The organism is Micromonospora sp. KC213 (assembly GCF_004348325.1).
Classification (GTDB): domain Bacteria; phylum Actinomycetota; class Actinomycetes; order Mycobacteriales; family Micromonosporaceae; genus Micromonospora.
In genome coordinates, this window is sequence record NZ_SMKF01000005.1 from 59,538 (window position 1) to 86,174 (window position 26,637).

General features: G+C 73.9%; 32 protein-coding genes. 3 read left to right on the forward strand and 29 right to left on the reverse strand.

Going from position 1 to position 26,637, the window contains the following annotated elements; translation table 11 throughout:
* Nucleotides 1-80 precede the first annotated feature (80 nt).
* Nucleotides 81-1,538 carry a PLP-dependent aminotransferase family protein gene (locus E1166_RS02720; RefSeq protein WP_132335482.1) on the reverse strand — a complete coding sequence of 486 codons (1,458 nt, stop codon included), beginning with the start codon at nucleotides 1,536-1,538 and terminating at the stop codon, nucleotides 81-83.
* Between the two features lie 58 nt (nucleotides 1,539-1,596).
* Here E1166_RS02720 and E1166_RS02725 point away from each other — a divergent pair, with 58 nt between their 5' ends.
* Both E1166_RS02725 and E1166_RS02730 read left to right on the forward strand, forming a co-directional pair.
* Nucleotides 1,597-2,241, forward strand: a complete 645-nt coding sequence (locus E1166_RS02725; RefSeq protein ID WP_132335484.1) for a hypothetical protein — start codon at nucleotides 1,597-1,599, stop codon at nucleotides 2,239-2,241.
* Nucleotides 2,242-2,309: 68 nt separating this feature from the next.
* Complete coding sequence (locus E1166_RS02730) at nucleotides 2,310-2,771, forward strand: hypothetical protein (RefSeq protein ID WP_132335486.1); 462 nt, start codon at nucleotides 2,310-2,312, stop codon at nucleotides 2,769-2,771.
* Nucleotides 2,772-2,915: 144 nt separating this feature from the next.
* Here the strand turns inward: E1166_RS02730 and hisF are convergent, their stop codons facing one another.
* From hisF to hisD, 12 genes are all read right to left on the reverse strand, one after another.
* A complete protein-coding gene (gene hisF, locus E1166_RS02735; protein ID WP_132260638.1) occupies nucleotides 2,916-3,683 on the reverse strand; it encodes an imidazole glycerol phosphate synthase subunit HisF in 768 nt (255 codons plus the stop codon).
* Nucleotides 3,684-3,756: 73 nt separating this feature from the next.
* Nucleotides 3,757-4,755, reverse strand: coding sequence for an NADP-dependent oxidoreductase (locus tag E1166_RS02740; RefSeq protein WP_132260637.1), 999 nt, complete (start codon nucleotides 4,753-4,755; stop codon nucleotides 3,757-3,759).
* Nucleotides 4,756-4,805: 50 nt separating this feature from the next.
* Nucleotides 4,806-5,237: an organic hydroperoxide resistance protein gene (locus E1166_RS02745; RefSeq protein ID WP_132335528.1), complete on the reverse strand. Its 432-nt coding sequence runs from the start codon at nucleotides 5,235-5,237 to the stop codon at nucleotides 4,806-4,808.
* 5 nt (nucleotides 5,238-5,242) lie between these two features.
* On the reverse strand, nucleotides 5,243-5,689 hold the full coding sequence (locus E1166_RS02750) for a MarR family transcriptional regulator (RefSeq protein ID WP_132335488.1): 447 nt from the start codon (nucleotides 5,687-5,689) through the stop codon (nucleotides 5,243-5,245).
* An 80-nt stretch (nucleotides 5,690-5,769) separates the two neighbouring features.
* Nucleotides 5,770-6,174: a Rid family hydrolase gene (locus E1166_RS02755; protein ID WP_132335490.1), complete on the reverse strand. Its 405-nt coding sequence runs from the start codon at nucleotides 6,172-6,174 to the stop codon at nucleotides 5,770-5,772.
* Nucleotides 6,171-6,899 carry a bifunctional 1-(5-phosphoribosyl)-5-((5-phosphoribosylamino)methylideneamino)imidazole-4-carboxamide isomerase/phosphoribosylanthranilate isomerase PriA gene (priA, locus tag E1166_RS02760; protein ID WP_132260634.1) on the reverse strand — a complete coding sequence of 243 codons (729 nt, stop codon included), beginning with the start codon at nucleotides 6,897-6,899 and terminating at the stop codon, nucleotides 6,171-6,173. The genes E1166_RS02755 and priA overlap by 4 nt, the downstream gene beginning before the upstream one ends.
* A 16-nt stretch (nucleotides 6,900-6,915) precedes the next feature.
* Entirely contained in the window at nucleotides 6,916-7,239 is a 324-nt protein-coding gene (locus E1166_RS02765; RefSeq protein WP_132335492.1) for a hypothetical protein, read from the reverse strand.
* A gap of 24 nt (nucleotides 7,240-7,263) precedes the next feature.
* The gene (gene hisH / locus E1166_RS02770) at nucleotides 7,264-7,890 is read right to left on the reverse strand and encodes an imidazole glycerol phosphate synthase subunit HisH (protein WP_132260632.1); all 627 of its coding nucleotides are present in this window, start codon (nucleotides 7,888-7,890) and stop codon (nucleotides 7,264-7,266) included.
* A complete protein-coding gene (locus E1166_RS30720) occupies nucleotides 7,890-8,060 on the reverse strand; it encodes a hypothetical protein (protein WP_165942457.1) in 171 nt (56 codons plus the stop codon). The genes hisH and E1166_RS30720 overlap by 1 nt, the downstream gene beginning before the upstream one ends.
* A 46-nt stretch (nucleotides 8,061-8,106) precedes the next feature.
* Nucleotides 8,107-8,718 carry an imidazoleglycerol-phosphate dehydratase HisB gene (gene hisB, locus E1166_RS02775; RefSeq protein ID WP_132335494.1) on the reverse strand — a complete coding sequence of 204 codons (612 nt, stop codon included), beginning with the start codon at nucleotides 8,716-8,718 and terminating at the stop codon, nucleotides 8,107-8,109.
* A gap of 37 nt (nucleotides 8,719-8,755) precedes the next feature.
* Complete coding sequence (locus tag E1166_RS02780) at nucleotides 8,756-9,844, reverse strand: histidinol-phosphate transaminase (protein ID WP_132335496.1); 1,089 nt, start codon at nucleotides 9,842-9,844, stop codon at nucleotides 8,756-8,758.
* The gene (hisD, locus tag E1166_RS02785; protein WP_132335498.1) at nucleotides 9,841-11,163 is read right to left on the reverse strand and encodes a histidinol dehydrogenase; all 1,323 of its coding nucleotides are present in this window, start codon (nucleotides 11,161-11,163) and stop codon (nucleotides 9,841-9,843) included. Before hisD ends, E1166_RS02780 begins: the two co-directional genes overlap by 4 nt.
* Nucleotides 11,164-11,270: 107 nt before the next feature.
* Here hisD and E1166_RS02790 point away from each other — a divergent pair, with 107 nt between their 5' ends.
* Nucleotides 11,271-11,969 carry an LON peptidase substrate-binding domain-containing protein gene (locus tag E1166_RS02790; protein WP_132335500.1) on the forward strand — a complete coding sequence of 233 codons (699 nt, stop codon included), beginning with the start codon at nucleotides 11,271-11,273 and terminating at the stop codon, nucleotides 11,967-11,969.
* Here the strand turns inward: E1166_RS02790 and E1166_RS02795 are convergent.
* The 16 genes from E1166_RS02795 to murC all read right to left on the reverse strand — a co-directional run bounded on the left by E1166_RS02795 (nucleotide 11,884) and on the right by murC (nucleotide 26,621).
* Nucleotides 11,884-12,765, reverse strand: coding sequence for a DUF2567 domain-containing protein (locus E1166_RS02795; RefSeq protein WP_132335502.1), 882 nt, complete (start codon nucleotides 12,763-12,765; stop codon nucleotides 11,884-11,886). The two genes, E1166_RS02790 and E1166_RS02795, sit on opposite strands and share 86 nt — an antisense overlap.
* A gap of 55 nt (nucleotides 12,766-12,820) precedes the next feature.
* Nucleotides 12,821-14,275, reverse strand: a complete 1,455-nt coding sequence (locus E1166_RS02800; protein WP_132335504.1) for an AAA family ATPase — start codon at nucleotides 14,273-14,275, stop codon at nucleotides 12,821-12,823.
* 136 nt (nucleotides 14,276-14,411) lie between these two features.
* Nucleotides 14,412-15,293 (reverse strand): hypothetical protein, encoded by an 882-nt coding sequence (locus E1166_RS02805; protein ID WP_207913961.1) that lies wholly within the window; start codon nucleotides 15,291-15,293, stop codon nucleotides 14,412-14,414.
* 1 nt (nucleotide 15,294) lies between these two features.
* Entirely contained in the window at nucleotides 15,295-16,239 is a 945-nt protein-coding gene (locus E1166_RS02810) for an RluA family pseudouridine synthase (RefSeq protein ID WP_132260625.1), read from the reverse strand.
* Entirely contained in the window at nucleotides 16,236-16,853 is a 618-nt protein-coding gene (gene lspA / locus E1166_RS02815; RefSeq protein ID WP_132335506.1) for a signal peptidase II, read from the reverse strand. The genes E1166_RS02810 and lspA overlap by 4 nt, the downstream gene beginning before the upstream one ends.
* 61 nt (nucleotides 16,854-16,914) lie before the next feature.
* Nucleotides 16,915-17,334, reverse strand: a complete 420-nt coding sequence (locus E1166_RS02820; protein ID WP_132260623.1) for a TraR/DksA C4-type zinc finger protein — start codon at nucleotides 17,332-17,334, stop codon at nucleotides 16,915-16,917.
* A gap of 219 nt (nucleotides 17,335-17,553) precedes the next feature.
* Nucleotides 17,554-19,056, reverse strand: coding sequence for a potassium/proton antiporter (locus tag E1166_RS02825; protein ID WP_132335508.1), 1,503 nt, complete (start codon nucleotides 19,054-19,056; stop codon nucleotides 17,554-17,556).
* 22 nt (nucleotides 19,057-19,078) lie between these two features.
* Complete coding sequence (locus E1166_RS02830; protein ID WP_243710115.1) at nucleotides 19,079-19,402, reverse strand: DUF167 domain-containing protein; 324 nt, start codon at nucleotides 19,400-19,402, stop codon at nucleotides 19,079-19,081.
* Complete coding sequence (locus E1166_RS02835; protein ID WP_132335510.1) at nucleotides 19,386-20,084, reverse strand: hypothetical protein; 699 nt, start codon at nucleotides 20,082-20,084, stop codon at nucleotides 19,386-19,388. Before E1166_RS02835 ends, E1166_RS02830 begins: the two co-directional genes overlap by 17 nt.
* Nucleotides 20,085-20,158: 74 nt before the next feature.
* On the reverse strand, nucleotides 20,159-20,959 hold the full coding sequence (locus E1166_RS02840) for a DivIVA domain-containing protein (protein WP_132260620.1): 801 nt from the start codon (nucleotides 20,957-20,959) through the stop codon (nucleotides 20,159-20,161).
* 43 nt (nucleotides 20,960-21,002) lie between these two features.
* Complete coding sequence (locus E1166_RS02845; protein ID WP_132184669.1) at nucleotides 21,003-21,308, reverse strand: YggT family protein; 306 nt, start codon at nucleotides 21,306-21,308, stop codon at nucleotides 21,003-21,005.
* Nucleotides 21,309-21,336: 28 nt separating this feature from the next.
* On the reverse strand, nucleotides 21,337-22,032 hold the full coding sequence (gene sepF / locus E1166_RS02850) for a cell division protein SepF (RefSeq protein WP_132260619.1): 696 nt from the start codon (nucleotides 22,030-22,032) through the stop codon (nucleotides 21,337-21,339).
* 197 nt (nucleotides 22,033-22,229) lie between these two features.
* Nucleotides 22,230-22,976 (reverse strand): YggS family pyridoxal phosphate-dependent enzyme, encoded by a 747-nt coding sequence (locus E1166_RS02855; protein WP_132335512.1) that lies wholly within the window; start codon nucleotides 22,974-22,976, stop codon nucleotides 22,230-22,232.
* A 9-nt stretch (nucleotides 22,977-22,985) separates the two neighbouring features.
* A complete protein-coding gene (ftsZ, locus tag E1166_RS02860) occupies nucleotides 22,986-24,098 on the reverse strand; it encodes a cell division protein FtsZ (protein WP_132260617.1) in 1,113 nt (370 codons plus the stop codon).
* Between the two features lie 241 nt (nucleotides 24,099-24,339).
* A complete protein-coding gene (locus E1166_RS02865) occupies nucleotides 24,340-25,158 on the reverse strand; it encodes an FtsQ-type POTRA domain-containing protein (RefSeq protein ID WP_132335514.1) in 819 nt (272 codons plus the stop codon).
* On the reverse strand, nucleotides 25,155-26,621 hold the full coding sequence (gene murC, locus E1166_RS02870; RefSeq protein ID WP_132335516.1) for a UDP-N-acetylmuramate--L-alanine ligase: 1,467 nt from the start codon (nucleotides 26,619-26,621) through the stop codon (nucleotides 25,155-25,157). The genes E1166_RS02865 and murC overlap by 4 nt, the downstream gene beginning before the upstream one ends.
* Nucleotides 26,622-26,637 lie beyond the last annotated feature (16 nt).

Genomic DNA, 26,637 nt, shown 5'->3' on the forward strand with positions numbered 1-26,637 from the left:
CCGGGCCGTCGATCGCCCGCGGACCCGTCGGACGTGGTGGCGGGGAGCACCCGGCCGGCACCGACCGAGGGGCGTTGGTCTCAGGCGATGACCGTGGCCTCCCGCCACTGCCGGCGGGCGGAACGGTCCAGGTCGTAGCGGACCGCCGCGAGCCGACCCACCGCCTCCTCCAGATCCGCTGCGGGCAGGGTGAAGGGCAGCCGCAGGAACCGCTCCAGGGTGCCGTCCAGGCCGAACCGGGGGCCGGGCGCGAGCCGTACGCCGACGTCCTCGGCGGCGCGGGCGAGCGCGCTGGAGATCGGGCCGTCCAGCTCGGCCCAGAGGGTGACGCCGCCGGACGGCGAGGTGACCCGCCAGTCGGGCAGCCGTGCGGCGAGCGCGGCGAGCAGGGCGTCGCGTTGGGCGGCGAGCTGGGCCCGGCGGGCTTCGACGATGGCCGGGGCGTCGGCGAGCAGGTGCACCGCCACGAGCTGGTCGAGCACCGGGCTGGCCATGTCGACGCCGACCCTGGCGGCGGCGAGCCGCTGGACCTGCGGCGCGGAGGCACGTACCCACCCGATCCGCAGCCCGCCCCAGTAGGGCTTGCTCATCCCGCCGATGCTGATCACCCGACTGTGCCGGTCGTACGCGGCGACCGGCGGAGGCATCGGGGTGGCGTCCAGCGGCAGGTCCACGAAGGACTCGTCGACCACCAGGTCGGTGCCGGCTGCGTGCGCCGCGGCGACCGCCTTCTCCCGCAGCTCGGCCGGCATCAGGTGACCGGTCGGGTTCTGAAAGTCGGGGATCAGGTAGGCCAGCTTGGGACGGATCTGCCGGAGGCTGCCCAGCAGCAGGTCCGGGTCCCAGCCGACGCCGTCGGTGGACAGGCCGTGGGTGCTGACCCGGGCGCGGCGCGCGGCCAGTGCGGCCAGCGCGTTGGGATAGGTGGGGGACTCGACCAGCACGGTGCCGCCGGGGGCCAGCGTCAGCCGCAGCACGAGGTCCAGCGCGTGCTGGGTGCCGCTGGTGACCATGATCTGCTCGGCACTGGTGGGCAGCCCACGGTCCGTGTACGACCGGGCCACCGCGTCGCGCAGCTCGATGATCCCGGTCGGGTGGTAGCCGGCACCGCCCAGGTATCGCGGCAGGTCCTCGGTGGCGGCCCGGGCTGCCGGGACGAGCTGGGGCGGGGCGGCCAGCGCGGCCACCCCGAGGTCGATCATGTCGCGGTCGTCGAGCGGGGTCCACAGGCCGGTGCTGGCGACCCGGTGGGTGCCGGGCAGCATCGTCCAGCTTCCCGCGCCGCGTCGGCTGGCGAGGTGGCCGGTCTCGCGGAGCTGCCGGTAGGCGGCGGTGACGGTGGTCCGGCTGACCCGCAGCGCCTCGGCGAGTTCCCGCTCGGCGGGCAGGCGTACCCCCAGCGCGAGCCGGCCGTCGGCGAGCAGGCCACGGACGGCGGCCGCGAGGGCGGCGTAGTCCGGACTGCGGCGACGGCCCGGCAAGGCGTGCCACTGCCCCAACAGTCGGGCCAATTGGGCTCCGCGCACCTGGCTTGTCATGGCCACCTTCCCGAAATTGGTTCTACTGTCCGCAACATTGGCCGTTAGGTTGGCATGCATGGCGCTGATTGGCAATCTCCGACACCGACCGGCACGGCGGCTGGCCCAGCTCTACGCCGGCCTGGTCCTCTACGGCGTCAGCATGGCGTTGATGATCCGCTCCGGGCTCGGGTTGAATCCGTGGGACGTCTTCCACCAGGGGCTGTCCCGGCAGACCGGGATCTCGGTGGGCACGGCGAGCATCCTGGTCGGCGCGGCGGTGCTGCTGCTGTGGATCCCCCTGCGCCAGCGGCCGGGCCTCGGCACGCTCAGCAACGTGGTGGTGATCGGGCTGGCCGTCGACGCGGCCGTGGCGTTCATCCCGGGCGACCTTCCGCTGCCGGCCCGGGTCGTACTGCTGGTCACCGGCATCGTCGCCAACGGCGCCGCCACCGGCCTGTACCTCGGTGCCGACCTCGGCCCCGGCCCCCGCGACGGACTGATGACCGGGCTGGTCGCACGGCGTCCCCGCTGGTCGGTGCGGCTGGTCCGCACCGCCATCGAGGTGGTCGTGCTGATCTCGGGCGTCCTGCTCGGCGGCACGGTGGGCATCGGCACGCTGGCGTACGCGCTGGCGATCGGCCCGCTGAGCCAGTTGTTCATCCCCGTCTTCGCCCTCCGTCACCGACCCGCTCCGGAGACGAACCCCGTACCCGTGTCCTGAGCTGCGCGGACGTGCCCGGCGGAAAGTGGGTGTTTCCTCTGCCGACACCGCCGGGCATCATTCCCTGCATGGCGGTGGACGCATGGCGGTGGACGGACGCCTGGATCTTCGTGTCACTGGTGATCGCGAGCGGGGCGGGACGGCATCGCCGCGCCGTCGACTCCCGGCGCCCTGAGGGCGTCCGGCTCGCGGACGTCCTCTCCACAGCGGACCACCTCAACCAGAGCATCCCCGAGCGGGAGGACGTCGAGACGGCCGTCCGCCGGCTGGTCGGCTCTGGGCTGGTCCGCGTCAGCGACGGCTGGTTCGAGATCACCCCGGACGGGGAGCGGCTCTGGCGGACCAGGCCGCGAGCCGGGTTCGGGACCACCGTGGACACCGTGCAGGGGGTGTTGGCCCGTCGGCACGGCACGCCCGGCGACGCCGAGTGGCACCTGCCCGAGGAGGAGCACGCCGCGGCGGTGCAGGAGTACCTGGTCCGGTCGATTCCCGCACCGCGCCGATCGCCCGAGGGCCGGTCCGGTCGCTGACCGCGGGGTCCCCGGGGCGTTTCGCCCGCTCGCGGCCCGACGTGATCCACACCGCCCGCGGGACGGCCAGAAGATGGCCGGGCGAGGCGGTCGCGGCCGGTGCCCGGACAGGAAGGCCGGCGCTGGCCGGATGGGGTGGCGGCGTCAGCGCACAGGGTGGCCGGCGGCCCGCAGCTCGTCCTTGACCTCGCCCACGGTCAGCTCGCCGAAGTGGAAGACGCTGGCGGCGAGCACCGCGTCCGCGCCCGCACCGACCGCCGGCGGGAAGTGCCCGACCTCGCCGGCACCGCCGCTGGCGATCACCGGCACGTCGACCACCGCGCGAACCGCCTGGATCAGCGCCAGGTCGAACCCGGCCTTGGTGCCGTCGGCGTCCATCGAGTTCAACAGAATCTCTCCCGCGCCCAGCTCGGCGCCACGGGCGGCCCACTCGACGGCGTCCAGGCCGGTGCCACGCCGGCCGCCGTGCGTGGTGACCTCGAAGCCGCTCGCCGTGGTGCCCGCCGGTGCCCGCCGTACGTCCAGGGAGAGCACCAGCACCTGCCGGCCGAACCGGTCGGCGATCTCGGCGATCAGCTCCGGCCGGGCGATCGCGGCGGTGTTCACCCCGACCTTGTCGGCGCCGGCGCGCAACAGCGTGTCGACGTCGGCGACCTGCCGGACACCGCCGCCGACGGTGAGCGGGATGAAGACCGACTCCGCGGTGCGCCGGACCACGTCGAGGGTGGTGCCCCGGTCGCTGGCGGAGGCGGTGACGTCGAGGAAGGTCAGCTCGTCGGCGCCGGCCCGGTCGTACGCCGCGGCCAGCTCCACCGGGTCACCGGCGTCGCGCAGGTCGAGGAAGTTGACCCCCTTGACCACCCGACCGGCATCCACGTCCAGACACGGGATGACCCGTACCGCCACCGTCATGCCGTGAGCCTATCCAACCCGTACGCCCCGGCGGTCGACCCGACCGGGTCGACCGCCGGGAACGAGTTCGGGGTCACACCTGGACGAGCATCTTGCCCAGGTTCTCGCCGCGCAGCATGCCGAGGAACGCGTCGGGGGCGTTCTCGATGCCCTCGACGACCGTCTCGTCGTGCGAGATCCTGCCCTCGCGCAGCCAACCGGCCACGTCCGCGACGAACGTGTCGCGCAGGTGGCCGTGGTCGCCGACCAGGAAGCCGCGCAGGGTGAGCCGCTTACCGATGACCAGCGCCAGGTTGCGCGGGGCGGCCGGCGGCTCGGTCGAGTTGTACTGCGCGATCATGCCGCAGATGGCAGCCCGGCCGTGCAGGTTCATCGCGCCGATCGCGGCTTCCAGATGCTCGCCGCCGACGTTGTCGAAGTAGACGTCGATCCCGTCCGGCGCGGCGGCCCGCAGCAGGTCCCGCACCGGACCGTCGTGGTAGTCGAAGGCGGCGTCGAAACCGAGCGCGCGCAGCCGCTCGACCTTGGCCGGCGAGCCGGCGCTGCCGATCACCCGGGCGGCGCCGGAGAGCTTGGCGATCTGGCCGACCATGCTGCCCACCGCGCCGGCCGCGCCGGAGACGAAGACGGTGTCGCCCGGCTTCATGGCGGCCACGTCGAGCAGGCCGGCGTACGCGGTGAGGCCGGTCATGCCGAGCACGCCCAGGTAGGCGGTGAGCGGGGCGACGGTCGGGTCGACCGGGCGGGCGGCTCGGGCGTCGACCAGGGCGTACTCGCGCCAGCCCAGACCGTGCAGGACGGTGTCGCCGACCGTGATGCCGTCGGCCTCGCTGGCTACCACCTCGCCGACCGCGCCGCCGTCGAGCGGGGCGTCGAGCGCGAACGGCGGCACGTACGACTCGACGTCGTTCATCCGGCCCCGCATGTACGGGTCGACCGACATGAACTGGTTGCGGACCAGGATCTGGCCCGGGCCGGGGGTCGGCACCTCGGTCTCGACGAGGCGGAAGTTGTCGGCGGTGGGCCAACCCTGTGGGCGGGAGGCCAGGTGGATCTCACGGTTGGTGCTCATGGGAGTTTCCCCTCTCGTACGCGGTCGTCGTCGGCGGCGGCGGGTGATGCTCAGGCCGACGCGACCTCGCGGACGGTGAGCGCGACGTCGATGTTGCCGCGCGTCGCGTTGGAGTACGGGCAGACCTGGTGGGCGGCCCCGACGAGTTGCTCGGCGGCGGCGCGGTCCAGGGCGGGCAGGTCGACCACGAGGGCGACGGTCAGCCCGAAGCCGCCGCTGCCGTTCGCGCCGATGCCCACCTCGGCCTCGACGACCGAGGCGGAGACGTCGGCCCGGGCCTTGCGGGCCACCGTGCGCAGCGCCGAGTGGAAGCAGGCGGCGTAGCCGGCGGCGAAGAGCTGCTCGGGGTTGGCCGCGTCGCCCGCGCCGCCCATCTCCTTCGGGATCGCCAGGTCCAGGTCGAGCGTGCCGTCGGAGGTACGGACGTGGCCGTTGCGGCCGTCACCGGTGGCGCGGGCGGAGGCGGTGTAGAGCACCTGCACGGATATCACTGCTCCTTCTGTCGGTGGATCGTCTCGGTGACCCGGGTGAGGCTGTCACGCAGGGCGACCAGCTCGGCCTGGGTGAGGCCGGTGGCGCGGGCGACCCGCGCGGGTACCTCGCCGATCCGCTGCCGCAGGGCCGCACCGTCGGCGGTCAGCCCCACCTCCACCCGCCGCTCGTCGCGCGCGGACCGGGACCGGACCACCAGGCCCGCGGCTTCCAGCCGCTTGAGCAGCGGGGAGAGCGTGCCGGAGTCCAGCCGCAGCGCGGCGCCGAGTTCGGAGACCGTGGGGGCGTCGTCGCCGCGTTCCCAGAGCACCAGCAGCACCAGGTACTGCGGGTAGGTCAGGCCGAACTCGTCGAGGATGGGCCGGTAGACGTCGGTGAGGGCGCGGGACGCGGCGTAGAGCGCGAAGCACACCTGTCGACGCAGCACCAGATCATCGGTCACCCCCGGAACGGTAGTACACAATTAGATTGCGCACAACTTATCGGGGTGTGTGGCCGCTCCCATCTGGAGAGCGGCCGGAGTCACCGGTCGCCGAGGTACGCCTCCAACTCCACCTCGACCAGCAGATCCGGATCGACCAGCCCGGCCACCACCAGCATCGTCGCTGCCGGACGGACCGCACCGAAGACCACCTGGTGCGCCCGGCCCACCTCGTCGCAGTGGATCCGGTCGGTGACGTACAGCCGGGTCCGGACCACGTCGGCCGGCTCCGCGCCCACCTCGGCGAGCGCGGCCAGGCCGATCCGCAACGCCTGTGCGGTCTGCGCCGCGGCGTCCCCCACGTGCGCCACCCGGCCGTCCACCGTCGAGGTGCACCCGGCTGTCCAGGCCAGCGCGCCGGCCCGAACCACCCGCGAGTAGCCGTAGACGGCCTCCCAAGGGCCACCCGAGCCCAGCCGGGTGACGACGGCGTCTGCTCCCGTCACCCCGCGGCCCGCAGCGTCGCCAGCGCCTCGGCGACGGTGAACGCCCCGGCGTAGAGCGCCTTGCCGGCGATCACACCCTCCACCCCCACCGGCTCCAGGGCGGCCAGCGCCCGCAGGTCGTCCAGGGTCGACACGCCACCGGAGGCGATCACCGGGGCGTCGGTGCGGGCGCAGACCTCGCGCAGCAGATCCAGGTTCGGCCCGCGCATGGTGCCGTCCTTGGTGATGTCGGTCACCACGTACCGGGACGCGCCGGCCTTGTCCAGCCGCTCCAGCACCTCCCAGAGGTCACCGCCGTCGCGGGTCCAACCCCGGGCCGACAGGGTACGACCCCGCACGTCCAGCCCGATCGCGACCCGGTCGCCGTACTCCCCGCAGATCCGGTCGCACCACTGCGGATCCTCCAGGGCGGCGGTGCCGATGTTGACCCGGGCGGCACCGGTGCCCAGCGCCGCGCTCAGCGACTCGTCGTCCCGGATGCCGCCGGAGAGCTCGACCTTCACGTCGAGCCGGCGGACCACCTCGGCGAGCAGGTGCGCGTTGGATCCCCGACCGAACGCGGCGTCGAGGTCCACCAGATGGATCCACTCGGCACCGTCGGCCTGCCAGGCCAGCGCGGCCTCCAGAGGATCGCCGTACGCGGTCTCGCTACCGGCGGCGCCCTGCACGAGCCGGACGGCCCGGCCGTCGGCGACGTCCACGGCGGGCAACAGGGTGAGGCTCAACTTCTCTTCTCCTCGGTCAGATCCGACGGTCCAGCGCGATCACCACGACCGCGGGCAGGACCAGCAGCAGCAGGACGACCAGCACCAGCCGGAGGGCCCGGTCGTCGACGAACATCCAGACACCGAGCAACGCGGCCAGGCTCAGACCGACGATGGCGGCCCGCTCCCTACGGGTACGCCGGGCCAGCCGCCCGGTCCGGCCCCGCCGCCACTGCGGGGTGAGCCGACGGACCAGGGCCCGCCGACGTTCCCGGCGGGCCAGCCGACGCTGGCGCACCAGACGTTCCCGGGCGGCCCGCGCCTCCCGTTCGGCCCGCCGACGCGCCCGCTCCCTGCTCACCGGAGCACCGTCCGGCCGGCCGGCTCAGCCAACCGTGGCCAGCCAGTTACGCAGCAGCGCGGCCCCGGTGTCGGCGGACTTCTCCGGGTGGAACTGGGCCGCCGACAGTGGGCCCCGCTCCACGACGGCGACGAAGTCCGTCCCGTGGTGCGCCGTGGTCACCGTCGCGCCGGCCGCCACCAGGCCGGCCACGTCGGTCACCCCGTACGAGTGGACGAAGTAGAACCGGGCCTCGGCCGGCAGCCCGGCCAGCAGCACCGAGTCCGCCGGCGCGTCGACGGTGTTCCAGCCCATGTGCGGCAGCCGCGGGGCGGACAACTTCGTGACCCCGCCGGGCAGCAGACCCAGGCCCTTGGTGACCACCCCGTGCTCGTCGCCGTGCGCGAAGAGCACCTGCATCCCGACGCAGATGCCCAGCACCGGTCGGCCGGTGGCGACCCGCTCGGCGATCACCGGGCCCGCGCCGAGCGCCTCGATGCCCGCCATGCAGGCGGCGAAGGCACCGACGCCCGGCACCACCAGGCCGTCCGCCTCGGCGGCGGCGACCAGGTCGGCGGTGACGGTCACCCGCCCGCCGGCCCGCTCCAGCGCCCGCTCGGCCGACCGCAGGTTGCCCGAGCCGTAGTCGAGCACCACGATCCGCTTGCCCATCAGCCCTCCCCCGGCAGCAGCCAGAGCACCCCGGCGACGGTGGCCAGCGCGGCGAGCAGCCCGGTGACCACCACCGCGCCGCGCGGCGCGCCCTGCCGGATCAACGACCACGTCCCGCCGACCAGCACCCCGGCGAGGATCAGCAACAGCGTCGGCAGCACCCCGCCCATCAGCGCCGCCCTCCGGTCCCGGCCGCCGCGCCGAGCCACGCGCCCGTCACAGCGCCCCCTTCGTGCTGGGCACCACGCCCGCGTTGCGCGGGTCCAGCGCGGTGGCCTCCCGCAGCGCCCGGGAGACCGCCTTGAACTGGGCCTCCACCACGTGGTGGGCGTCCGGGTGGCCGCCCGGGCGGGCGGCACGCAGCACGTCCACGTGCAGGGTGATCCGGGCCGCCTGGCCGAAGGACTCCCAGATGTGCCGGGTCATGCTGGTCGGGTAGACCGGGCCGATGTACGGCGCCAGGGCCGGCTCGTCGTGCACCACGTACGGCCGGCCGGACAGGTCGACGGCCGCCCGGACCAGCACCTCGTCCATCGGGACGGTGGCCGAGCCGTAGCGCCGGATGCCGGCCTTGTCCCCCAGCGCCTGGTCGAACGCGGCGCCCAGGGCGAGCGCGGTGTCCTCCATCGTGTGGTGGGCGTCGATCTCCAGGTCACCGACGGTACGCACGGTGAGGTCGAACCCGCCGTGCCGGGCGATCTGGTGCAGCATGTGGTCGTAGAAGCCGACCCCGGTGCTGATCTCGGCCCTGCCGGCGCCGTCGAGGTCCAGCTCGACCAGGACGTTGGTCTCCTTGGTGATCCGCTCCACCCGGGCGGTGCGACTCATGGTCTGCCTTTCGGTCGCGACTGCGGGACCCGCGAGCTCACTGCTCGCGCTCCCACGAAAGCTTCTCCATTGCGGCGAGGAACGCGTCGGTCTCGGCGGGGGTGCCGGCGGTGACCCGCAGCCAGCCAGGCAGGCCGACGTCGCGGACCAGGACGCCCGCGTCGAGCAGGGTGCGCCAGGCGTCGGCCTGGTCGCCGCCGACCTCGAACAGCACGAAGTTGGCGTCGCTGTCGGCCACCCGGTGACCCCGGGCGCGCAGCTCGGTGACGATCCGGTCGCGCTGCGCCATGATCGCCTCGACGGTGCCGAGCAGCGCCTCGCGGTGCGCCAGCACCGCCCGGGCGGCGGCCTGGGTCAGCGCCGAGAGATGGTACGGCAGCCGCACGAGCTGCACCGCCGCCACCACCGCCGGATCGGCGGCCAGGTAGCCCAGCCGCCCGCCGGCGAAGCCGAACGCCTTGCTCATGGTGCGGGTGACCACCAGCCGCGGGTGCCCCGGCAGCATCGCCAGGGCGCTGGTCGTGCCCGGCCGGGCGAACTCGGCGTACGCCTCGTCCACGACCACCATGCCGGGCGCCACGTCGAGCACCGCGGCGACCACGGCCGGATCCAGCACGGTGCCGGTGGGGTTGTTCGGCGAGCAGAGGAACACCACGTCGGGCGCGTGCCGCCGGACCTGGTCGACCGCCTCGCCGGCGCTCAGCCCGTAGTCGACGCCACGGGCGGCCGGGATCCACCGGGTGCCGGTGCCCAGGGCCAGCAGCGGATGCATCGAATACGCCGGGACGAAGCCGAGCGCGGCGCGCCCCGGACCACCGAACGCCTGGAGCAGCTGCTGCTGGATCTCGTTGGAGCCGTTGGCCGCCCAGACCTGGTCGACGGTGAGGCCGTGACCCAGGTACCCGGCCAGGTCGGCGCGGAGCGCCACCGCGTCACGGTCGGGGTAGCGGTTGAGGTCGCGCAGCTCGGCGGCGAGGGCCCGGCCGATCGCGTCGACCGCCGGACCGGGCACCGGGTACGAGTTCTCGTTGGTGTTCAGCCGCACCGCGACGTCCAGCTGCGGCGCCCCGTACGGCGTCAGGCCCCGCAGGTCGTCGCGGATCGGCAGCTCGTCGAGCGTGGTCACGACGTCTCCCCCGCGAACCGTACGCTGACCGCCTGGCCGTGTGCCGGCAGGTCCTCCACCGTGGCCAGGGTGACCACGTGCGGGGCCACCTCGCGCAGCGCCTCCCGGGTGTACTCCACCAGGTGAACGCCGCGCAGGAACGACTGCACGGACAGCCCGGAGGAGTGCCGGGCGCAGCCGCCGGTGGGCAGTACGTGGTTGGAGCCGGCGCAGTAGTCGCCCAGCGACACCGGCGACCAGGCCCCCACGAAGATCGCCCCGGCGTTGCGGACCCGCAGTGCCCACTCGCGGGCGTTCTCGGTCTGGATCTCCAGGTGCTCGGCGGCGTACGCGTCGACCACCCGCAGCCCGGCGGTCAGGTCGTCGACCAGCACGACACCGCTCTGCTCGCCGCGCAGCGCGGTGCCCACCCGCTCGGCGTGCTTGGTGGCCGGCACCTGCCGGGCCAGCTCCGCGTCGACCGCGTCGGCCAGCGCCACCGACGGGGTGACCAGCACACTCGCCGCCAGCGGGTCGTGCTCGGCCTGGCTGATCAGGTCGGCGGCCACGTGCGCCGGGTCGGCGGTGTCGTCGGCCAGGATGGCGATCTCGGTCGGGCCGGCCTCGGCGTCGATGCCGACCACGCCGCGCAGCAGCCGCTTGGCGGCGGTCACCCAGATGTTGCCCGGGCCGGTGATCAGGTCGACCGGGTCGCAGAACAGCGTGCCTTCGGGATCGACCGCCGCGCCGTGGGCGAGCATCGCCACCGCCTGGGCGCCGCCGACGGCGTACACCTCGTCGACGCCGAGCAGCGCGCAGGCGGCGAGCACCCGCTGGTCGGGCAGGCCGCCGTTCTCCCGCTGCGGCGGGCTGACCACGACCAGCGAGCGGACCCCGGCCACCTGGGCCGGGACCACGTTCATCACCACGGTCGACGGGTACATCGCCAGGCCGCCGGGGACGTAGAGGCCGACCCGGTCGACCGGCAGCCACCGCTCGGTCACCGTGCCGCCCGGCACCACCTGCGTGGTGTGGTCGACGCGGCGCTGGTCGGCGTGCACCTTCCGAACCCGGGTGATCGACTCCAGCAGCGCGGCGCGCACCTGCGGGTCCAGCGTCCCCTCGGCCTCGGCGATCACCTCGGCGGGAACCCGCAGCACCTCGGGGCTGATCCCGTCGAACCGCGCGCTGGCCTCTCGGATCGCCGGGTACCCATGCTCGCGGACCGCCTCCACCAGGGGACGGATCCGCTCGACGGCCACGGAGACGTCGAGCTGGGCACGGGGCAGCAGGCGACGCGGGTCACGGGCCCCGCCGCGCAGGTCGATCCGATTCAACACCCCTGCGAGTCTAGGCGGGCGGACACGTAGGCGACCCGCACCGTCCGGACGGCGGGACGGTGAGCCGGGACACGCCGCCCGCGCGGACTCGGGCTAGGCTCGGACGCGTGACCGCACGGCTGCCGGTGTTCCCACTCGCAACGGTGCTCTTTCCCGGTCTGGTGCTGCCGCTGCACATCTTCGAGGAGCGTTACCGGGCCCTGGTCCGCGACCTGCTCGGGCGGCCGCAGGGGGCGCCCCGCGAGTTCGGCGTCGTGGCGATCCGCCGCGGCTGGGAGGTCGCTCCGGGCGCGGGCCGGGCCGGGCCGGGCGGGGACGAGGTGGTGCTGCACGAGGTGGGCTGCACGGCCGAGCTGCGGCAGGTCACCGAGCTGGACGACGGCGGCTTCGAGATCGTCACGGTCGGGCGGCGACGGTTCCGCGTCGTCGACGTCGACCGGACCGCCGCGCCGTACCTGACCGCCGAGGTGGCGTGGCTGCCGGAGCCGGCGGGCGCCAACGAGGTGACCGAGTTGCTGGCGGCCCGGGTGATCGCGGTGTTCCGGCAGTACCTGGGGTTGGTCCGCCCCGGCGAACAGGAGGTCTCCGAGCAGTTGCCGGAGGACCCGACGGTGTTGTCCCACCTGGTGGCGGCGACCGCCGCGTTGACCGTGACGGACCGGCAACGGCTGCTGGCCATCGACGACACCGCCGCCCGGCTCCGCGCCGAGTTGCGGCTGCTCAACCGCGAGGCGGCTCTGCTGCGTCAGGTCCGGGCGGTTCCGGTGCCGCTGACGGAGCTGGCCGCTCCACCGGCTCCCAACTGATCCCGCCCGCGGCGGGAGCGGTGTCCGGGTCCGGCCACCCCGGGGCGGGGTTGTGCGGCAGTTGGCCGTGGCCGGGCGCGGGCAGCGGAGCCGGCCAGCCCGGGCCGGGCACAGGCGACGGCTGGCCGTAGGCGGGGTCGGGCAGCGGATCGGGCTCCGGGCGCAGCGACGGCCACCGGGACCAACCGGCCAGCAGGGTGTACGTCACGGCGGCGGCGAACGCCGGCAGCAGCACGTTGCCGAAGGGCACCGGCAGCACGCCGAAGACCCACTCGATGCCGCCCGCGCGCAGGTCGGCGGGTTTGCTGAAGGCGGTGCCCTCTGGGGCGGCGGCGAGCAGCCGCTCGTAGTCGGCCAGCCCGATGCGCCGACCCAGTTGCCAGGCGACCAGCGCGGCCCCGAGCGCGCCGAGGGCGGCCACACCGAGCACGGCGGGCCCTCGGCGGCGGCGCAGCAGTACCCACAGCCCGATCGCGGCGAGCACCCCGAAGCCGAGTCCGAGCAGGCTGAACCAGCCGTCGGCGGCGATCGGCTGCTCCGGTTGCGGCTGGGCGTAGATGGCACCGTCGGCGGTCTTGACCACCGGGGTGCCCGGGGCCACAGCGGCCCAGAGCAGACCGAGTGGCACCCCCAGGGCGGTCAGCCCGAACAGGGTCGCGGTGGCCACCACCACGCCGCGCCGGGGCGGCTCGACCGGCTGCGGGCCGCCGGTGTACGCCGGCCAGGACCGCAGGGCGGCGGCCGGCTCGTCGGGACGGTCGACGGGCCGCTGCGGTTCGGAGGTGTCCGGGCTCACCGGACGATCTTCTCAGGTGTGGCGGCGCGGCGGGGCGGCGGTGGCCCGGCACCCCTCAGCGGGCGAACGGCTCCAGCATCACCGCCGCAGCCCGCAGCCACGCCTGCCGGGTCTCGGGCTGGAGTTGGTGGTAGTCGATCGAGGAACCGGTCTCCAGCGCCGGGTCGTACGGCACCACGGCCACCGCCCGGGTCCGGGTGGCGAAGTGCCGTTCCAGGTCGGCCTGGAGACTGGTACGGCCCGGCGTCGGGCAGGAGATCAGGGTCACCGCGTTGTCGGCCAACTCGCCCATGCCCACCTCGTGCAGCAGGTCCAGCATCCAGTCGGCGCTGAACGCGGCGTCCTCCCGGGGCACGGTGGTCACCACGAGCTGGTCGGCGGCGTTCATCACCGTCCGCCAGTTCGGGCTCTCCACGTTGTTGCCGGTGTCCACGCAGACCACGTCGTGGGTGCGGCGCAGCAGCTCCAGCACCCGCTTGACGGTGAACTGGTCCAGCCGCTGGGCGAACCGAGGGCTCTCCTCCCCGGCCAGCACGTCGTACGAGCCGTCGGACGCGTGCCGCAGGTAGTCGTCGAGGGCCGCCAGCAGCTCGGCGCCCTCGCGGATCTCGATGTGCGCCAGGTCGCTGATCAGGTGTCGGATCGTCCGGGCGTGCCGGGCACTGCCGGCACGCAGCCCGAGGGTGCCCCGCAGCTCGTTGTCGTCCCACGCCAGCACGCCCCGGCCGCGGACGCTGCCCACGGTGGCCGCGGCGAGCACGGTGGCGGTGGTCTTGTGCACCCCGCCCTTCGGGTTGGCGAACGCGAGCACCCGCGGGGTGCCCAGGTCGCGGCGGAGGACGGCGGCGGCCCGTTCCTGCTCGTCCTGCGGGGTCTGCGCCCGCCACTCGATCCGGGCCGGCTCGATCCGCGCCGGGTAGCCCCGGTCGGTCACCACCGCCGGCGGGTACGCCGCCGACTGGTAGGTGGGCTCGGGCTGGTAGGGCGGTTCCGGCTGGTAGGCGGGCTGCGACGGGTAGGTCGGCGGCTGCGGGTACGCCGGCTCGGGCGGGGCGTAGCCAGGCCGGTAGCCATCGTCGAGCAGCGGCGTGTAGCGGGACTCCACCGGCGGCGGCTCGTGCCGGTAGCCGTTGTCCAGCAGCGCGTACCGCGACTCGGCCGGCGGTTCCCCGTACCCGGCGGGGTCGGGCCGGTAGGCCGGGTCGGGCGGGTACGTCGGCTGCGGGTGGTCGGATTGGGCGTGGTAGGCCGGGTCGGCGCGGTATATCCCCTCCGGCCGGTAACCGGGTTCGGTACCGTACGCCGGCGGCGGCACGGCGGCCGAGCCCCGCCCCGCCCAGTCGTTGCCCTGCGCGCGCCGGGGTAGCGGCTCGCGCGGCGGCTCCTCCGCCCGGCGCTCGGGCTCCCCGTGCTCGGCGCCCCGGCCACCGAGGCGGGCACGGTCGAGCAGCGCCCGCCATCGCGGTGCCGCTTCGGCCGACCGACCCCAGCCGGTCTCGGTGCCGTCCAAGGCTCGCCCTCCCGCGCCATCGATCTCCGCCTGACAGGCTACGAACGAAACCCTATTCGGACCACACCTGTCCGTGCACATCCCCGTGCGGCATTCTTGCCACATTTCGGGCCAGGAAGCCGACCCGCTGCGAGTTTCAGGAGGTCACGGCCGGTTTGGGTACGGCACCACCGACGGGGAATGGTGGTGAGGAACTGGTCACTGCCGGTGCCGCTTCCGACGAATCGCCCACCGGCGGGCCGGTCGGCACGAGTGCTGTGTCCGCCGGCGGGCGGGCCACGTCGTGCTGTTCGGGCAGTGGCGGGGTGAGCACCGTGCGCTCCAGCCGGCGTACCTCGGGCGCCGGGTCGACGCCACGGACGCCGGGCCGGGCGGCCAGCGCCCGCAGCACGTCCGGTCCGCCGCGCACCAGCGCCGCGTAGACGCACCCGCACGCCGCCCGGTACGCCGCCGCCTCCCGCGCGGCGACCTGCGCGCCGGTGTCGTACACCCGGCGCAGCTCGGCGTCGACGGCGTTCGCCGCCCGAACCCGCTGGTCGGCGGCCTCCCGGTCCTTCCGGTCGGCCAGCGTCGCCATACCGGAGACCACGTCCTGCGGGAGCCGGTACGCGGCCAACCGGACCACCTCGGTCTGCCGGTCCGGTAGCGGCACCCGGACGATGACCCGGGCGACCTCGACGCCGGCCAGCAGCGCCGGCAGCCTTCCCGGCGGCAGGTACGCGTCGAAGGAGACCAGGGCGTACGCCGCGCCCGGCGGCAGCGTGACCAGTTCCGCCTCGGCGGCCCGCAGGTACCCCGCAATCGCCTCGCCCTGCCGGACGCCGACCCGGGTGACCTCGCCGACGGTGCGGTCGCCGGCCGGCGCGGCGCGGCGGTCCAGCCCGGCGGCGGTGAGTAGCACCGCGCCGAGGCACAGCAGCGCCGCCCAACCCCACCAGCCGGGTCGGCTGCGACGCTGCCGCTCGGCCGGCGCCGGTGGTGGTGGACCAGCCGACGGCGCCGGCGGTGGCTCGGACATGTCAGTCGCGCAGGATCGCCAGCGCGCGCGCCAGGTCGTCCGGGTACTCGCTGACGAAGGTCACCTCGTCGCCGGTGCGTGGATGCCGGAAGCTCAACGACCGGGCGTGCAGCCACTGCCGGGTCAACCCCAGCCGGGCGGACAGGGTCGGGTCCGCGCCATAGGTGAGGTCGCCCACACACGGGTGCCGCAGGGTGGAGAAGTGCACCCGGATCTGGTGTGTCCGGCCGGTCTCCAGCGTCACGTCGAGCAGGCTGGCGGCGGGGAACGCCTCCAGGGTGTCGTAGTGGGTGACGCTGGGCTTGCCGCCGGAGACCACCGCCCAGCGGTAGTCGTGGTGCGGATGCCGGTCGATCGGGGCGTCGATGGTGCCGCGCAGCGGATCGGGATGGCCCTGCACCACGGCGTGGTAGCGCTTCTCCACCTCGCGGTACTTGAACGCCCGCTTCAAGGCCGTGTACGCCTGCTCGCTCTTGGCCACCACCATGATCCCGGTGGTGCCCACGTCGAGGCGGTGCACCACGCCCTGGCGCTCGGCGGCCCCGCTGGTGGAGATCCGGTGGCCGATACCGGCCAGGCCCCCGATCACCGTCGGCCCGGTCCAGCCGGGGCTGGGGTGGGCAGCCACCCCGACCGGCTTGTCGACCACCACGATGTCGTCGTCGGCGTGGACCACCCGCAGGCCCGGCACGGCCTGCGGCACCACCGTCGGCGGGGCGGGTGGGGCCGGCAGCGTCACCTCCAGCCAGGAACCGGCCTTCACCTTGTACGAGTTCGGCCGGACGGTGCCGTCGACCAGGGCGTCCCCGGCGTCGACCAGGGCCGCCGCGGTGGTGCGGGAGAGCCCGAAGAGGCGAGCGACGGCCTGGTCCAACCGCATGCCGTCGAGTCCGTCGGGGACGGGCAGGGAACGGTGGTCGCCGCCTGCGGCGAAGGCCGAGGTCATGCCCGCTCCCGCTGCTCGGTCCCGGTGCCGGACGGCGCGCCGGCGGCGTTCCCGCCGGCGCCCTTGCCGATCCGGCTGCCGTCGCGCTGGCGCCCGGTCAGCTCCAGCACCACGGCCAGCAGCACGCCGCAGACCAGGGCGCTGTCGGCGAGGTTGAACACCGGCCAGACCCGGCCGTACGGGTCGAAGAGGCTGACCATGTCCACCACGTGCCCGACGAAGTGCCCGGGCGCACGGAAGATCCGGTCGACGAGGTTGCCGAGCGCCCCACCGAGCACCAGGCCGAGGGAGACCGCCCACGGCAGCGACCGCAGCCGCAGCGCCATCCACACGATCCAGCCGACCACCCCGATGGTGATCAGCGGGAAGACCCAGGTGTGGTCGGCGCCGATGCTCCAGGCCGCCCCGCTGTTGCGGGTCAGGGTCAGGTAGACCGCGCCGCCGAGCAGCCGCACCGGCGGGCGGCCGTCCAGGGTCTGCAACGCCAGGTGCTTGGTGAGCAGGTCGGCCAGCAGGGCCACCAGGGCGATGCTGGCCAGGACCACGACCGCCCGGCGGTTGGGCGCGCCGCCCGGCCCTGCGGTGCCGGATCCGGCGGTCGGTGCTGTGGTCATCGACTCCCCATCGACATCTGCGACGGCGTGCCGCCGTCTCGTGGTCACCGGGGAGCGGATGTCAGCGCCGCTCCTCCAGCTGCTTGCAGGACACGCAGAGAGTCGCCGACGGGAAGGCGGCGAGCCGCTCCACCGGGATCGGGTTCCCGCACCGCTCGCACCATCCGTAGCCACCCTCGTCGAGCCGCTCCAGCGCCCGCTCGACCTGCGTGATCCGTTCCCGGATGCTGTTGGCGAGGGAGATCTCCTGCTCGCGCTCGAACGTCTTGGTGCCGGTGTCGGCCTGGTCGTCCCCGGCCGAGTCGGTCAGCCGGTCGCGCTGCAGCTCGGTGATCTCGCTCAGCGTCTGATCGTACTCGGCGCGCAATTCGTCGCGTCGAGCCGCCAGGGCCGCCCGGATCTTCTCCGTCTCCGCCGCGCTGCGGGTGGCCTTCGCCGCCGGCTTACGGCCGGCGGTCCTGGTGTCGGCTGGCTTCGCCATCGTCAGCTCCCTCAGCCGCGTCACGCGGCGGTCGGCGGTGCCAGGGGTCACCGGCCTGGCGCCCCCCATGGAACAGAACGGGTGCGCGGCGACGCGGGCCGCGCACTCCGGAGATGGGCAAGAATACGGAACGTACAGGCGTCCGACAACGTGCCGCACCGTCGTACCGCTCTTCAGCCCCGAGTAAGCCCTAACCAGGGCAAAAGGAACGCTAGCAGATCAGCCGTCCCGATCCTCCCCGTACTCGCCAAACCACCTGGCGAGACGACCCCGCCGGCTGACCGCCCGCAACCGCCGCTCGACCTCGTCCCGTGCCCCCGCCGTCGCCACGATCAGCAGGCTGTCCCCGGCCCTCAGCCGGGTGTCCGGGCCGGGGACGAAACCCGTGCCGTCACGCAGCACCAGCGTCACCGAGGCACCCACCGGCAACCGCAGCTCGTCCACGTGCACCCCGGCCAGCCGGGAGCCAGCCGGCACCTCCAGCTGGAGCAGGTCCGCCCGCATCCGCTCCAGCGGGGCGGTCTCCACCCGGATCTCGGTCAGCTCCGCCGGCGCGGTCACCCCCAGCCGGCGGGCCGCCGGTGCGAGCGTCCCCGCCTGCAACAGGGTGAAGATCACCACCAGGACGAAGACCGCGTCGAAGAGCCGGTCGGCCCCCGGGACCCGCTCCGACAGCGGAATGGTGGCGAGCACGATCGGCACCGCCCCGCGCAGCCCCGCCCACGACAGGAAGGCCTGCTCGCGCAGCCGGAACCGGAACGGCAGCGCGGAGACGAACACCGACAGCGGCCGGGCGACCAACAGCAGGGCCAGCCCGGTCACCACGGCCGGCAGCACGGCCGCGGGCAGCCGGCCCGGCTCCGCCAGCAGGCCGAGCAGCACGAACAGCCCGATCTGGGCCAGCCAGGCCAGCCCGTCGGCGAACCCGAGGATGGCCTGCCGGTGCGGCAGCCGGGCGTTGCCGAGTAACACACCCGCCACGTAGACGGCGAGGAAACCGGAGGCGTGCAGCACCGCGCCCGCGCCGTACGCCAGCACCGTGAAACCGACCACCGCGATCGGGTACAGGCCGGACGAGGGCAGCGCCACCCGGTGCAGCGCGTACCGCCCGGCGACCCCGACCGCCACGCCCACCGCCGCACCCGCGCCCAGTTCGTACCCGACCAGGAGAACCTCGTACCACCAGGGGTGGCCCTCGGTGGTGCCCACCGACAGCAGCACCACCAGGATCACCGCCGGGGCGTCGTTCATGCCGGACTCCGCCTCCAGGGTGGCCACCAGCCGGGGCGGCAGGCGCAGCCGGCGCAGCGTGGCGAAGACCGCCGCCGCATCGGTGGACGAGAGCACGGCACCGTAGAGCAGCGCCAACCGCCAGTCCAGCTCGAGCAGCAGGTGCAGCACGGCACCGACGGCCAGCACGCTGACCAGCACCCCCACCGTGGCGAGCGCCGCCGCCATCCCGAGTACCGGGCGCAGGGTGCTCCACCGGGCGGTGAGCCCACCCTCGGCGATGATCACGATCAGCGCGCAGAAACCCAGCACCCGGGTCAGCTCCGCGTCGTCGAACGCGATACCCAGGCCGGACTTCCCGATCGCCACTCCGAGCGCGAGGTAGACCAGGAGACTCGGCACGCCGAGCCGGGTGGAGAGGCGGACCGCGCCGACGGCGACCAGCAGGACGACGGCGCCCAGCAACAGCGCGAGGTTCAGCCCGGGCGTCACGGGGCACCGGGTTGGTGCGGTCTCACCGGTCCGATCCGTCGCGCAACCGGCGGAGCACCTCGACCAGGCCGGAGTCGGGGTGCTCGACGTCGAACAGTTTGTCCCGGCTGGCCGCGCCGGTACGCAACGACACCGCCGCCGGCCGTACGCCGAGCGCGCCGGCCAGTGCCCGGCGGGCCGCCTCGGTGGCCCGGCCGTCGACCGCCGGGGCGTTCACCGCGATGACCAGCGCCGGGCCGTGCGGGCCGTCGAACCGGCCACCGACCCGGGCACGGGACGCTCCCGGCTTGACCCGCACCGCGACGGCGAGCGTCTCCCCGGGCATCGGGTCAGCCAGGCGGGGCATCGGCGAGCAGGGTGGTGTCCGGCGTGCAGAGCGCGCACGGGGTGAAGCCCAGCGAGACCGCCTCGAAGACCGGCAGCGGCTCGTCGTCGCGCCCGAACAGGTGCGGGCAGGAGGGCAGGTGGTAGCGGGGACGGCCGTCGACCACCCGCACCTCGGCGTCGAGTTGGGCGATCCGGGCGGCGTCGACGGCCGACACGGGCTGCTGCACCTCCGGCTCGTCGGGCCAGGGCGCGCCGCTGACCGGCTCGACGCGCTCGGCCGTCGCCTCCGACCGGGACCGGACGGGCACGCTCTCCGGATCGTCGGGGGCCTCGACGAGCGAGCCCCACGGGCCGTCCACCGGTCCGGTCGCCGGCGGCTCGGGCGGTTGCCGCCACCCGTCGCCACCGGCGCCGACCGTCGTGGGCACGTGCTGGACGGGGATCTCCGGCGGCACCCCGGCCCCACCGACCGGCGGTGCGCCCGGGCGGAACCTGCCCGCGAACCCCCATCCCGTACGCGGTCCGACCCGTTCGCTTGTCGCGCGGGCGGCAGCCACCTGGCGGGCGCCGGCCACCAACGCGACGGCGGCCAACAGGCTCACCGCGATGGAACTGACCAACAGGGCGCTGGAACCGTCGGCAAGACCGAGGACCAGCAGCACCACAGCGACGAAGATGAGCAGCAGACTTGCGATCAGCACGGCTCACCCCCGCCGCGTCGTGTCGGTGTGACCCGGTCGGCGGCCCGTTTTGGGGACGGCCGCCGACCGTCGGATCAGCGACCGGCTTCGAGAGCGCCGGAGCGACCGCCGCCGTACGAGCCGGCGAGGCCCGCGGCGGCCAGACCGTTGCCGCCGACGGCACGAGTCCCGTCCGCGCGGGTCATCTCGGCCTCCAGGCCCTGGCCACGGCCGTCCAGGTCACGCAGCTGGCTCTCGAGGTAGGCCTTGAGCCGGGTGCGGTACTCGCGCTCGAACTGCTTGAGCTCCTCGATGTGCTTCTGCAGCGCGGTGCGCTTGGCGTCCAGGCCGCCCATGGCCTCCTGGTGCCGCTGGCGGGCATCCCGCTCCAGCGCGTCAGCCTTGGCGCGGGCCTCGCGGGTGACCTCCTCGGCCTTCGTGCGGGCCTCGGAGAGCAGCTGGTCGGCCTCGCGGCGGGCGTCGGAGACGTGGTCGTCGGCCGTCCGCTGAGCCATCATCAGCACCCGCAGCGCCTGCTGCTCGCCGTCGCCGGCGCCGGCCGGGCCGCCGGTGGCGCGAACCTGCTCCAGCTCGGCCTGCATCGCCCGGGCGGCCTGCTCGGCCGCGGCCTTGTCACGCTGCACCCGGTCGAGCTGGGCCTTGAGGTCGTTGAGCTCGGCGGCGAGGCGGGCGTCACCGCCGGGGCCGGCCGGAGCACCGCCCCGGCCACCGCGCTCCACCTGGGCGCGCAGCTCGTTGTTCTCCTCGATCAGACGGGCGAGCTCGCGCTCGACCTCGTCCAGGAAGGCGTCGACCTCCTCCTCGTCGTACCCCCGTTTGCCGATCGGCGGCTTTTTGAAGGCGACGTTGTGGACGTCAGCCGGGGTCAGCGGCATCGAAACTCCTCGGGTCAGTTGCGGCCGCGTAGCGTGCCGGTCATCAGGAAACCGCGATGATCGACGGCGTCAACACAAACCTCATCAGCACGAACAGGATAACCAGGAGCACAAGCGAAGCCAGGTCGATGCTCACGGTACCAATTCGCAACGGAGGGATCACACGCCTCAACGCCTTGAGAGGGGGATCAGTGACGCTCCACACGGATTCCAGCCCCGCCGATGCCCCACGGCCCGGCTGCCACCGGCGGCCGTACTGGAGGACGGCACCCAGGACGAACCGGGCCAGGAGCACGATCAGGAAGACATACAGGATCAGGTACAGCACTTGCAGCAGGATCGACAACACGGTAGGCGACGTCCCTCGGTCGGGCGGACTAGCTCAGGCTGAAAAAGCCGCCCTCAGCGATCTTGGCCTTGTCCTCCGCGGTGACCTGGACGTTGGCCGGTGAGAGCAGGAACACCCGGTTGGTCACGCGCTCGATCGTACCGCGTAGCCCGAAGGCGAGCCCGGCGGCGAAGTCCACCAGCCGGCGGGCGTCGGCCTCGTCCATCTCGGTGAGGTTGATGATCACCGGAACGCCGTCGCGGAAGTGCTCGCCGATGGTGCGCGCCTCCCGGTAGGTCGTCGGGTGCAGGGTGGTGATCTGGTACCGCTGCTCCTCCTCGGCCACCACCGGCCGCTCCCGTGGCGTGGCCTGCGGGGCCAGGGCGAGATTGTCCCGGGTGTGGTACGTCAGCGCACCCGAGGTGTCCCCCTGGCCGGACCGCGTGATCGAGCGCACGCTGGACCGCTCGGTACGCTCCGGGCGCTCGTCGTCGGCCCGCTCGGCCTCGACCGCGCGGCTGGCCACCCGGTCGCCGAGCCGACCCCGGTCACCGAGCCGCGGGCGCGGCGCCGGTGGCTCCTCCGCCTCGTCGTCCTCGTCGTCGGCGAACTCCTCGGCGTACCGGCTCGACCGGTACCGCGACTCGCGGTAGCCCGGCTTGTCGTAGCCGCCGTCGTCGTAGGCCCGCTCGTCGTCCTCCTCGACGAGACCGAGCCAGACCCCCGCCTTGCGCAGTGCACCCATCCCGCGCCCTTCCGTCCGCCGTGCGGCACGCACCCCCGTGCCGTGTCGCCGTGATCACGAATGGGCATCCCATGCCCATCGGATCGGAACGGCAATCCCCCGACGGACGTTTCGCGGCCGCCCGCCGTTGCCCCCCGCGAGCACAGGGACGCCGTTCCTGAACAACACTGATGTAATTTGCTTCTATCGCGGCCAGGCTACCGCAGCGTGGGACGCATTCCGAGCAACGCGCTGCCGACGCGGACATGTGTCGCGCCGTGGGCGATCGCCTGCTCCAGGTCGCCACTCATCCCCGCCGAGATCGCCGTCGCCTGCGGGTACCGCTGCCGCACTCGGGCCGCCACCTCGGCCAGCCGGGCGAACGCCCGCTCCGGCTCCCAGCCCAGCGGTGCCACCGCCATCAGCCCGATCAGCCGCAACCCGGCCGCGTCGGCCAGAGCGTCCGCGACCCGGTCCAGGCCCCGGTCCGGGTCGGTCGAGTCGGGCAACGCCCCACCGCGGCCCGGATCACCGTCGATGCTCACCTGCACCAGCGCGTCCAACGGCCGGTCCCGCCCGACGGCCGCCGCGGCATCCAGCGCCCGGGCCAGCCGGACGCTGTCCACCGAATGCACCACGTCGGCGTAGCGGACCACCGAGCGGGCCTTGTTGCGCTGCAACTGGCCGATGAAGTGCCAGCGGACGCCGACCCCGGCGGCAGCCACCTCGGTCGCCTTCGGTGCGGCCTCCTGGTCGCGGTTCTCTCCCACGTCGGTCACCCCGAGCGCGGCCAGCCCGAGCACGTCGCCAGCCGGGTACGTCTTGGTGACCGCGATCATGGTCACCTCGGCCCGATCCCGGCCGGCGGCGGCGCAGGCGTCGGCGATCCGGGTACGGATCCGGGCCAGCCCGGCGGCGAGCTCGGCCCGCCGGGCTGGCCCTACCGGGGTGGGTTGCATGGTCATCGGCGGCGCTCAGGAACCGTTCTTGAGGAAGTCGGGCACGTCCACGTCGTCGAAGAGCACCCGGCGCGGCGACTGCTGCGGCGCGGTGTGCGCCGGCGGCGTCACCGGCGGGGCCTGCGGGGCGGGCTGGTTCTGGTTGGTCTTGCGCGGCGACTCGGCCGCCTTGTACGCCGGAGTGCCCCCGTCGAAGCCCGCCGCAATGACGGTGACCCGCACCTCGTCGCCGAGCGCGTCGTCGATCACCGCGCCGAAGATGATGTTCGCGTCCGGGTGGGCCGCGTCGGTGACCAGCTGGGCGGCGTCGTTGATCTCGAACAGGCCGAGGTCGGAGCCACCGGCGATGGAGAGCAGCACGCCTCGGGCGCCGTCCATGCTCTGCTCCAGCAGCGGGCTGGAGATGGCCGCCTCGGCCGCCTCCACGGCGCGATTCTCGCCGCGGGCGCTGCCGATGCCCATCAGCGCGCTGCCCGCGCCGCTCATCACGCTCTTCACGTCGGCGAAGTCCAGGTTGATCAGACCCGGCGTGGTGATCAGGTCGGTGATGCCCTGGACACCGGAGAGGAGCACCTGGTCGGCGGTGCGGAAGGCGTCCATCATGGAGATGTTGCGGTCGCCGAGGGCCAGCAGCCGGTCGTTCGGGATGACGATCAGGGTGTCGCACTGGTTGCGCAGCTCGTCTATCCCGGCCTCGGCCTGCACCTGGCGGCGCTTACCCTCGAACGAGAACGGCCGGGTCACCACACCGATGGTGAGCGCGCCCAGCTTGCGGGCGATGTTCGCCACCACCGGCGCCCCGCCGGTGCCGGTGCCGCCACCCTCACCGCAGGTCACGAAGACCATGTCGGCTCCCTTGAGGACCTCCTCGATCTCGTCGCGGTGGTCCTCGGCGGCGTTCTTGCCGACGTCCGGGTTGGCGCCCGCGCCGAGCCCGCGGGTCAGCTCCCGGCCCACGTCGAGCTTGACGTCGGCGTCACTCATCAGCAGGGCCTGCGCGTCCGTGTTGATCGCGATGAACTCGACGCCCTTGAGCCCAACCTCGATCATCCGGTTGACGGCGTTGACGCCGCCACCGCCGATGCCGACGACCTTGATGACCGCCAGGTAGTTGTGCGGAGGTGTCATCTCCGGTCCTTTCCCTTCGAGATTGGCTCGGCCGACCGGGTACGGCGAGGCCAGACCAGCGGTCGACGACAGCTGTCACCAGTGAGGCTTGCGGGGTAAACCCTCACCCTCTACTAGAGGCTTACAGTTATGTCAACCACTGATCCTCTTCGGGGCAACGTAAGCGCCGCCGCGCGAGGAACCAAGGACCTGCCCGGCGTGTCGCCGCCAATGGCAGGACGACTCACGTACCGTGCCGATCTCACCGGAAGGTCACCACGTCGGGCGCGCTGACATCGATCGTGTCGGCCTTCCGACCGAGCAGCGCGGTCGCCACCCGGGCCTTGTCCGGGGAACGGGTGGCATCGCCCCAGACCACCGTACGGTCCCCGCGCAGGCTCAGGCTGATCCGCGCCAGTCCCGCCACCGTCAACTCAGTCAGCTCGGCCCGCAACTGCGGGGTCAGCGCCGCCAGCACCTCCAGCGCCGCCCGGGTGCCCGGATCATCCGGCCCCGGGGCGTCCACCCGGACCACCGGCAGCCCGTCCGGCACCCCGTCCACCATCCGGAACGGCACCCCGCTGCCGTCGATCACGGCGTACCGCCCGTCGCGCGGCACCACCGCCGCACCGGTCCGCTCGACCACCGTCACCACAAGCGTCCCCGGCCAGTCCCGGGTCACCGTGACCCGTTCCACCGGGGGCAGCGCACCAATCCGACGGGCGGTCGCGGCCAGGTCGACCCGGGCCAGCGGCACCCCGTCCGGCACCGCCGCGGCGTCGCGCACCTCGACCGGGGTGACCAGGTCGGCCCCGACCACCCGCACCTCGCGCACGCCGAACAGCCCGGTGCCGAGCACCGTCCAGGCGACCAGGCCGGCGACCGCGAGCACGCCGCCGGCCACCGCCCAGGGCAGCGCCGCCCGCATCCGACGCTGCCGGGCCCGGGCCATGAACCGCCGGGTCGACGGCGGGACCGCGTCGCTGCCCGCCCGGACCAGCTGCCAGCGGCGGACCGGACCGCGCCGAGGGCCGCCGGCATCCGACCCGGCGACCCGGCCCCGGGCCGGGCCCGGGCTCATCCGGCGGTGGAGGCCGCGCCGTCCGGGTCGACGGCGGCGCCCCCGGTCCGGGCCAGCAGGGCGTCAAGGAGCTGATCGCCCATCAGGGAGATCGGCGGCGCACCCATGGTCACCACCACGTCGCCGGGACGGGCCCGCCGCGCCACCTCGACCGGGGCGTCGTCCCAGGAGTCCACGAAGACCTTCTGCTCCCCGGCCAGCGGGACCGCCTCGACCAGCGCGGCGGAGCCCTCCCCCGGCTGGCGCAGCTCACCCGGGCCGAAGACCTCCAGCAGGACCAGTTCGTCGGCGATCCCCAGCGCCGCCGCGATCTCGGCCTGCAGGTCCCGGGTGCGGTAGAGCCGGTAGGGTTGGAACACCACGATCAGCCGGCCGTCCCCGGCCACCTCGCGCAGCGTCCGCAGCGCGAGCGTCATCGAGGTCGGGTGGTAGGCGTACTCGTCGTAGACCAGCACGCCGTCGGCGACGCCCTTGCGCTCGAAGCGCCGGCGCACGCCGGGAAACGCGCCGAGCGCCGCCTCCGCCGCCTCGACCGGCAGCTCCAGCAGGTACGCGGCGAGCACCGCCGAGGCGCTGTTGAGCCCCATGTGCCGACCGGGAATCGGCAGCCGGATCTCGCCCAGCGAGCGGCCCTCGACCTCGGCCAGGTAGCGCACCCCCTGCGCGGAGGAGGTGATGCCGCTCAGCCGCAGGTCGGCGTCGGGCGCCTCGCCGTAGGTCCAGACCCGACGGCCCTCGGCGCGCAGGGTCTCGGCCAGCCGCCGCCCGCCCGGGTCGTCCGCACAGGTGATGATGAACCCGTCCGGGTCGGTGAGCCGGGCGAACTCGGCGAAGGCCGCCTCCAGGTTGGCCAGGTCGCCGTAGGTGTTGAGGTGGTCGGCCTCGATGTTCGTGATGATCGACACGTACGGGCGGTAGATCAGGAACGAGCGGTCGCTCTCGTCCGCCTCCACCACGAAGTACTCGCCGGTGCCGTGGTGCGCGCCGGAGCCGACCTCGGAGATCTCCCCGCCGATGACGAAGGACGGGTCGGTGCCGGCCTGCTGGAGCACCATGGTCACCATCGAGGTGGTGGTGGTCTTGCCGTGGGTGCCGGCCACGGCCACGGTGCGCCGGCCGGTCATCGCCGCGGCCAGCGCCTCCGAGCGGTGCAGCACCCGCAGACCGCGTCGGCGGGCCTCGGCCATCTCCAGGTGGTCCTGCGGGATGGCCGAGGAGTAGACGACCGTGTCCACGCCGTCGAGGTTCGCCGCCTCGTGGCTCATGTGGATCGTTCCGCCCAGCGCCCGCAGGCCGGCCAGGGACGGCCACTCGCGCAGCTCGCTGCCGGAGACCGGCAGGCCACGGGTGAGGAAGAGCCGGGCCAGGCCGCTCATGCCAACCCCACCCACCCCGATCAGGTGGATCCGGCCCAGGTCCTCCGCGGTGAGCGTGCCGGCCGGGGTGAACTGCGCGGTGTTCATGAGACGTACCTTCCCG

What these genes read in the sequence shown, in the direction of transcription:
- E1166_RS02720 (WP_132335482.1), bottom strand. Translation starts at nt 1,538, where the DNA reads ATGACAAGCCAGGTGCGCGGAGCCCAATTGGCCCGACTGTTGGGGCAG.
- E1166_RS02725 (WP_132335484.1), top strand. Translation starts at nt 1,597, where the DNA reads ATGGCGCTGATTGGCAATCTCCGACACCGACCGGCACGGCGGCTGGCC.
- E1166_RS02730 (WP_132335486.1), top strand. Translation starts at nt 2,310, where the DNA reads ATGGCGGTGGACGCATGGCGGTGGACGGACGCCTGGATCTTCGTGTCA.
- hisF (WP_132260638.1), bottom strand. Translation starts at nt 3,683, where the DNA reads ATGACGGTGGCGGTACGGGTCATCCCGTGTCTGGACGTGGATGCCGGT.
- E1166_RS02740 (WP_132260637.1), bottom strand. Translation starts at nt 4,755, where the DNA reads ATGAGCACCAACCGTGAGATCCACCTGGCCTCCCGCCCACAGGGTTGG.
- hisH (WP_132260632.1), bottom strand. Translation starts at nt 7,890, where the DNA reads ATGGGCAAGCGGATCGTGGTGCTCGACTACGGCTCGGGCAACCTGCGG.
- E1166_RS30720 (WP_165942457.1), bottom strand. Translation starts at nt 8,060, where the DNA reads ATGGGCGGGGTGCTGCCGACGCTGTTGCTGATCCTCGCCGGGGTGCTG.
- hisB (WP_132335494.1), bottom strand. Translation starts at nt 8,718, where the DNA reads ATGAGTCGCACCGCCCGGGTGGAGCGGATCACCAAGGAGACCAACGTC.
- E1166_RS02805 (WP_207913961.1), bottom strand. Translation starts at nt 15,293, where the DNA reads ATGTCCGAGCCACCGCCGGCGCCGTCGGCTGGTCCACCACCACCGGCG.
- E1166_RS02810 (WP_132260625.1), bottom strand. Translation starts at nt 16,239, where the DNA reads ATGACCTCGGCCTTCGCCGCAGGCGGCGACCACCGTTCCCTGCCCGTC.
- lspA (WP_132335506.1), bottom strand. Translation starts at nt 16,853, where the DNA reads ATGACCACAGCACCGACCGCCGGATCCGGCACCGCAGGGCCGGGCGGC.
- E1166_RS02820 (WP_132260623.1), bottom strand. Translation starts at nt 17,334, where the DNA reads ATGGCGAAGCCAGCCGACACCAGGACCGCCGGCCGTAAGCCGGCGGCG.
- E1166_RS02830 (WP_243710115.1), bottom strand. Translation starts at nt 19,402, where the DNA reads ATGCCCCGCCTGGCTGACCCGATGCCCGGGGAGACGCTCGCCGTCGCG.
- E1166_RS02840 (WP_132260620.1), bottom strand. Translation starts at nt 20,959, where the DNA reads ATGCCGCTGACCCCGGCTGACGTCCACAACGTCGCCTTCAAAAAGCCG.
- sepF (WP_132260619.1), bottom strand. Translation starts at nt 22,032, where the DNA reads ATGGGTGCACTGCGCAAGGCGGGGGTCTGGCTCGGTCTCGTCGAGGAG.
- E1166_RS02855 (WP_132335512.1), bottom strand. Translation starts at nt 22,976, where the DNA reads ATGACCATGCAACCCACCCCGGTAGGGCCAGCCCGGCGGGCCGAGCTC.
- ftsZ (WP_132260617.1), bottom strand. Translation starts at nt 24,098, where the DNA reads ATGACACCTCCGCACAACTACCTGGCGGTCATCAAGGTCGTCGGCATC.
- E1166_RS02865 (WP_132335514.1), bottom strand. Translation starts at nt 25,158, where the DNA reads ATGAGCCCGGGCCCGGCCCGGGGCCGGGTCGCCGGGTCGGATGCCGGC.
- murC (WP_132335516.1), bottom strand. Translation starts at nt 26,621, where the DNA reads ATGAACACCGCGCAGTTCACCCCGGCCGGCACGCTCACCGCGGAGGAC.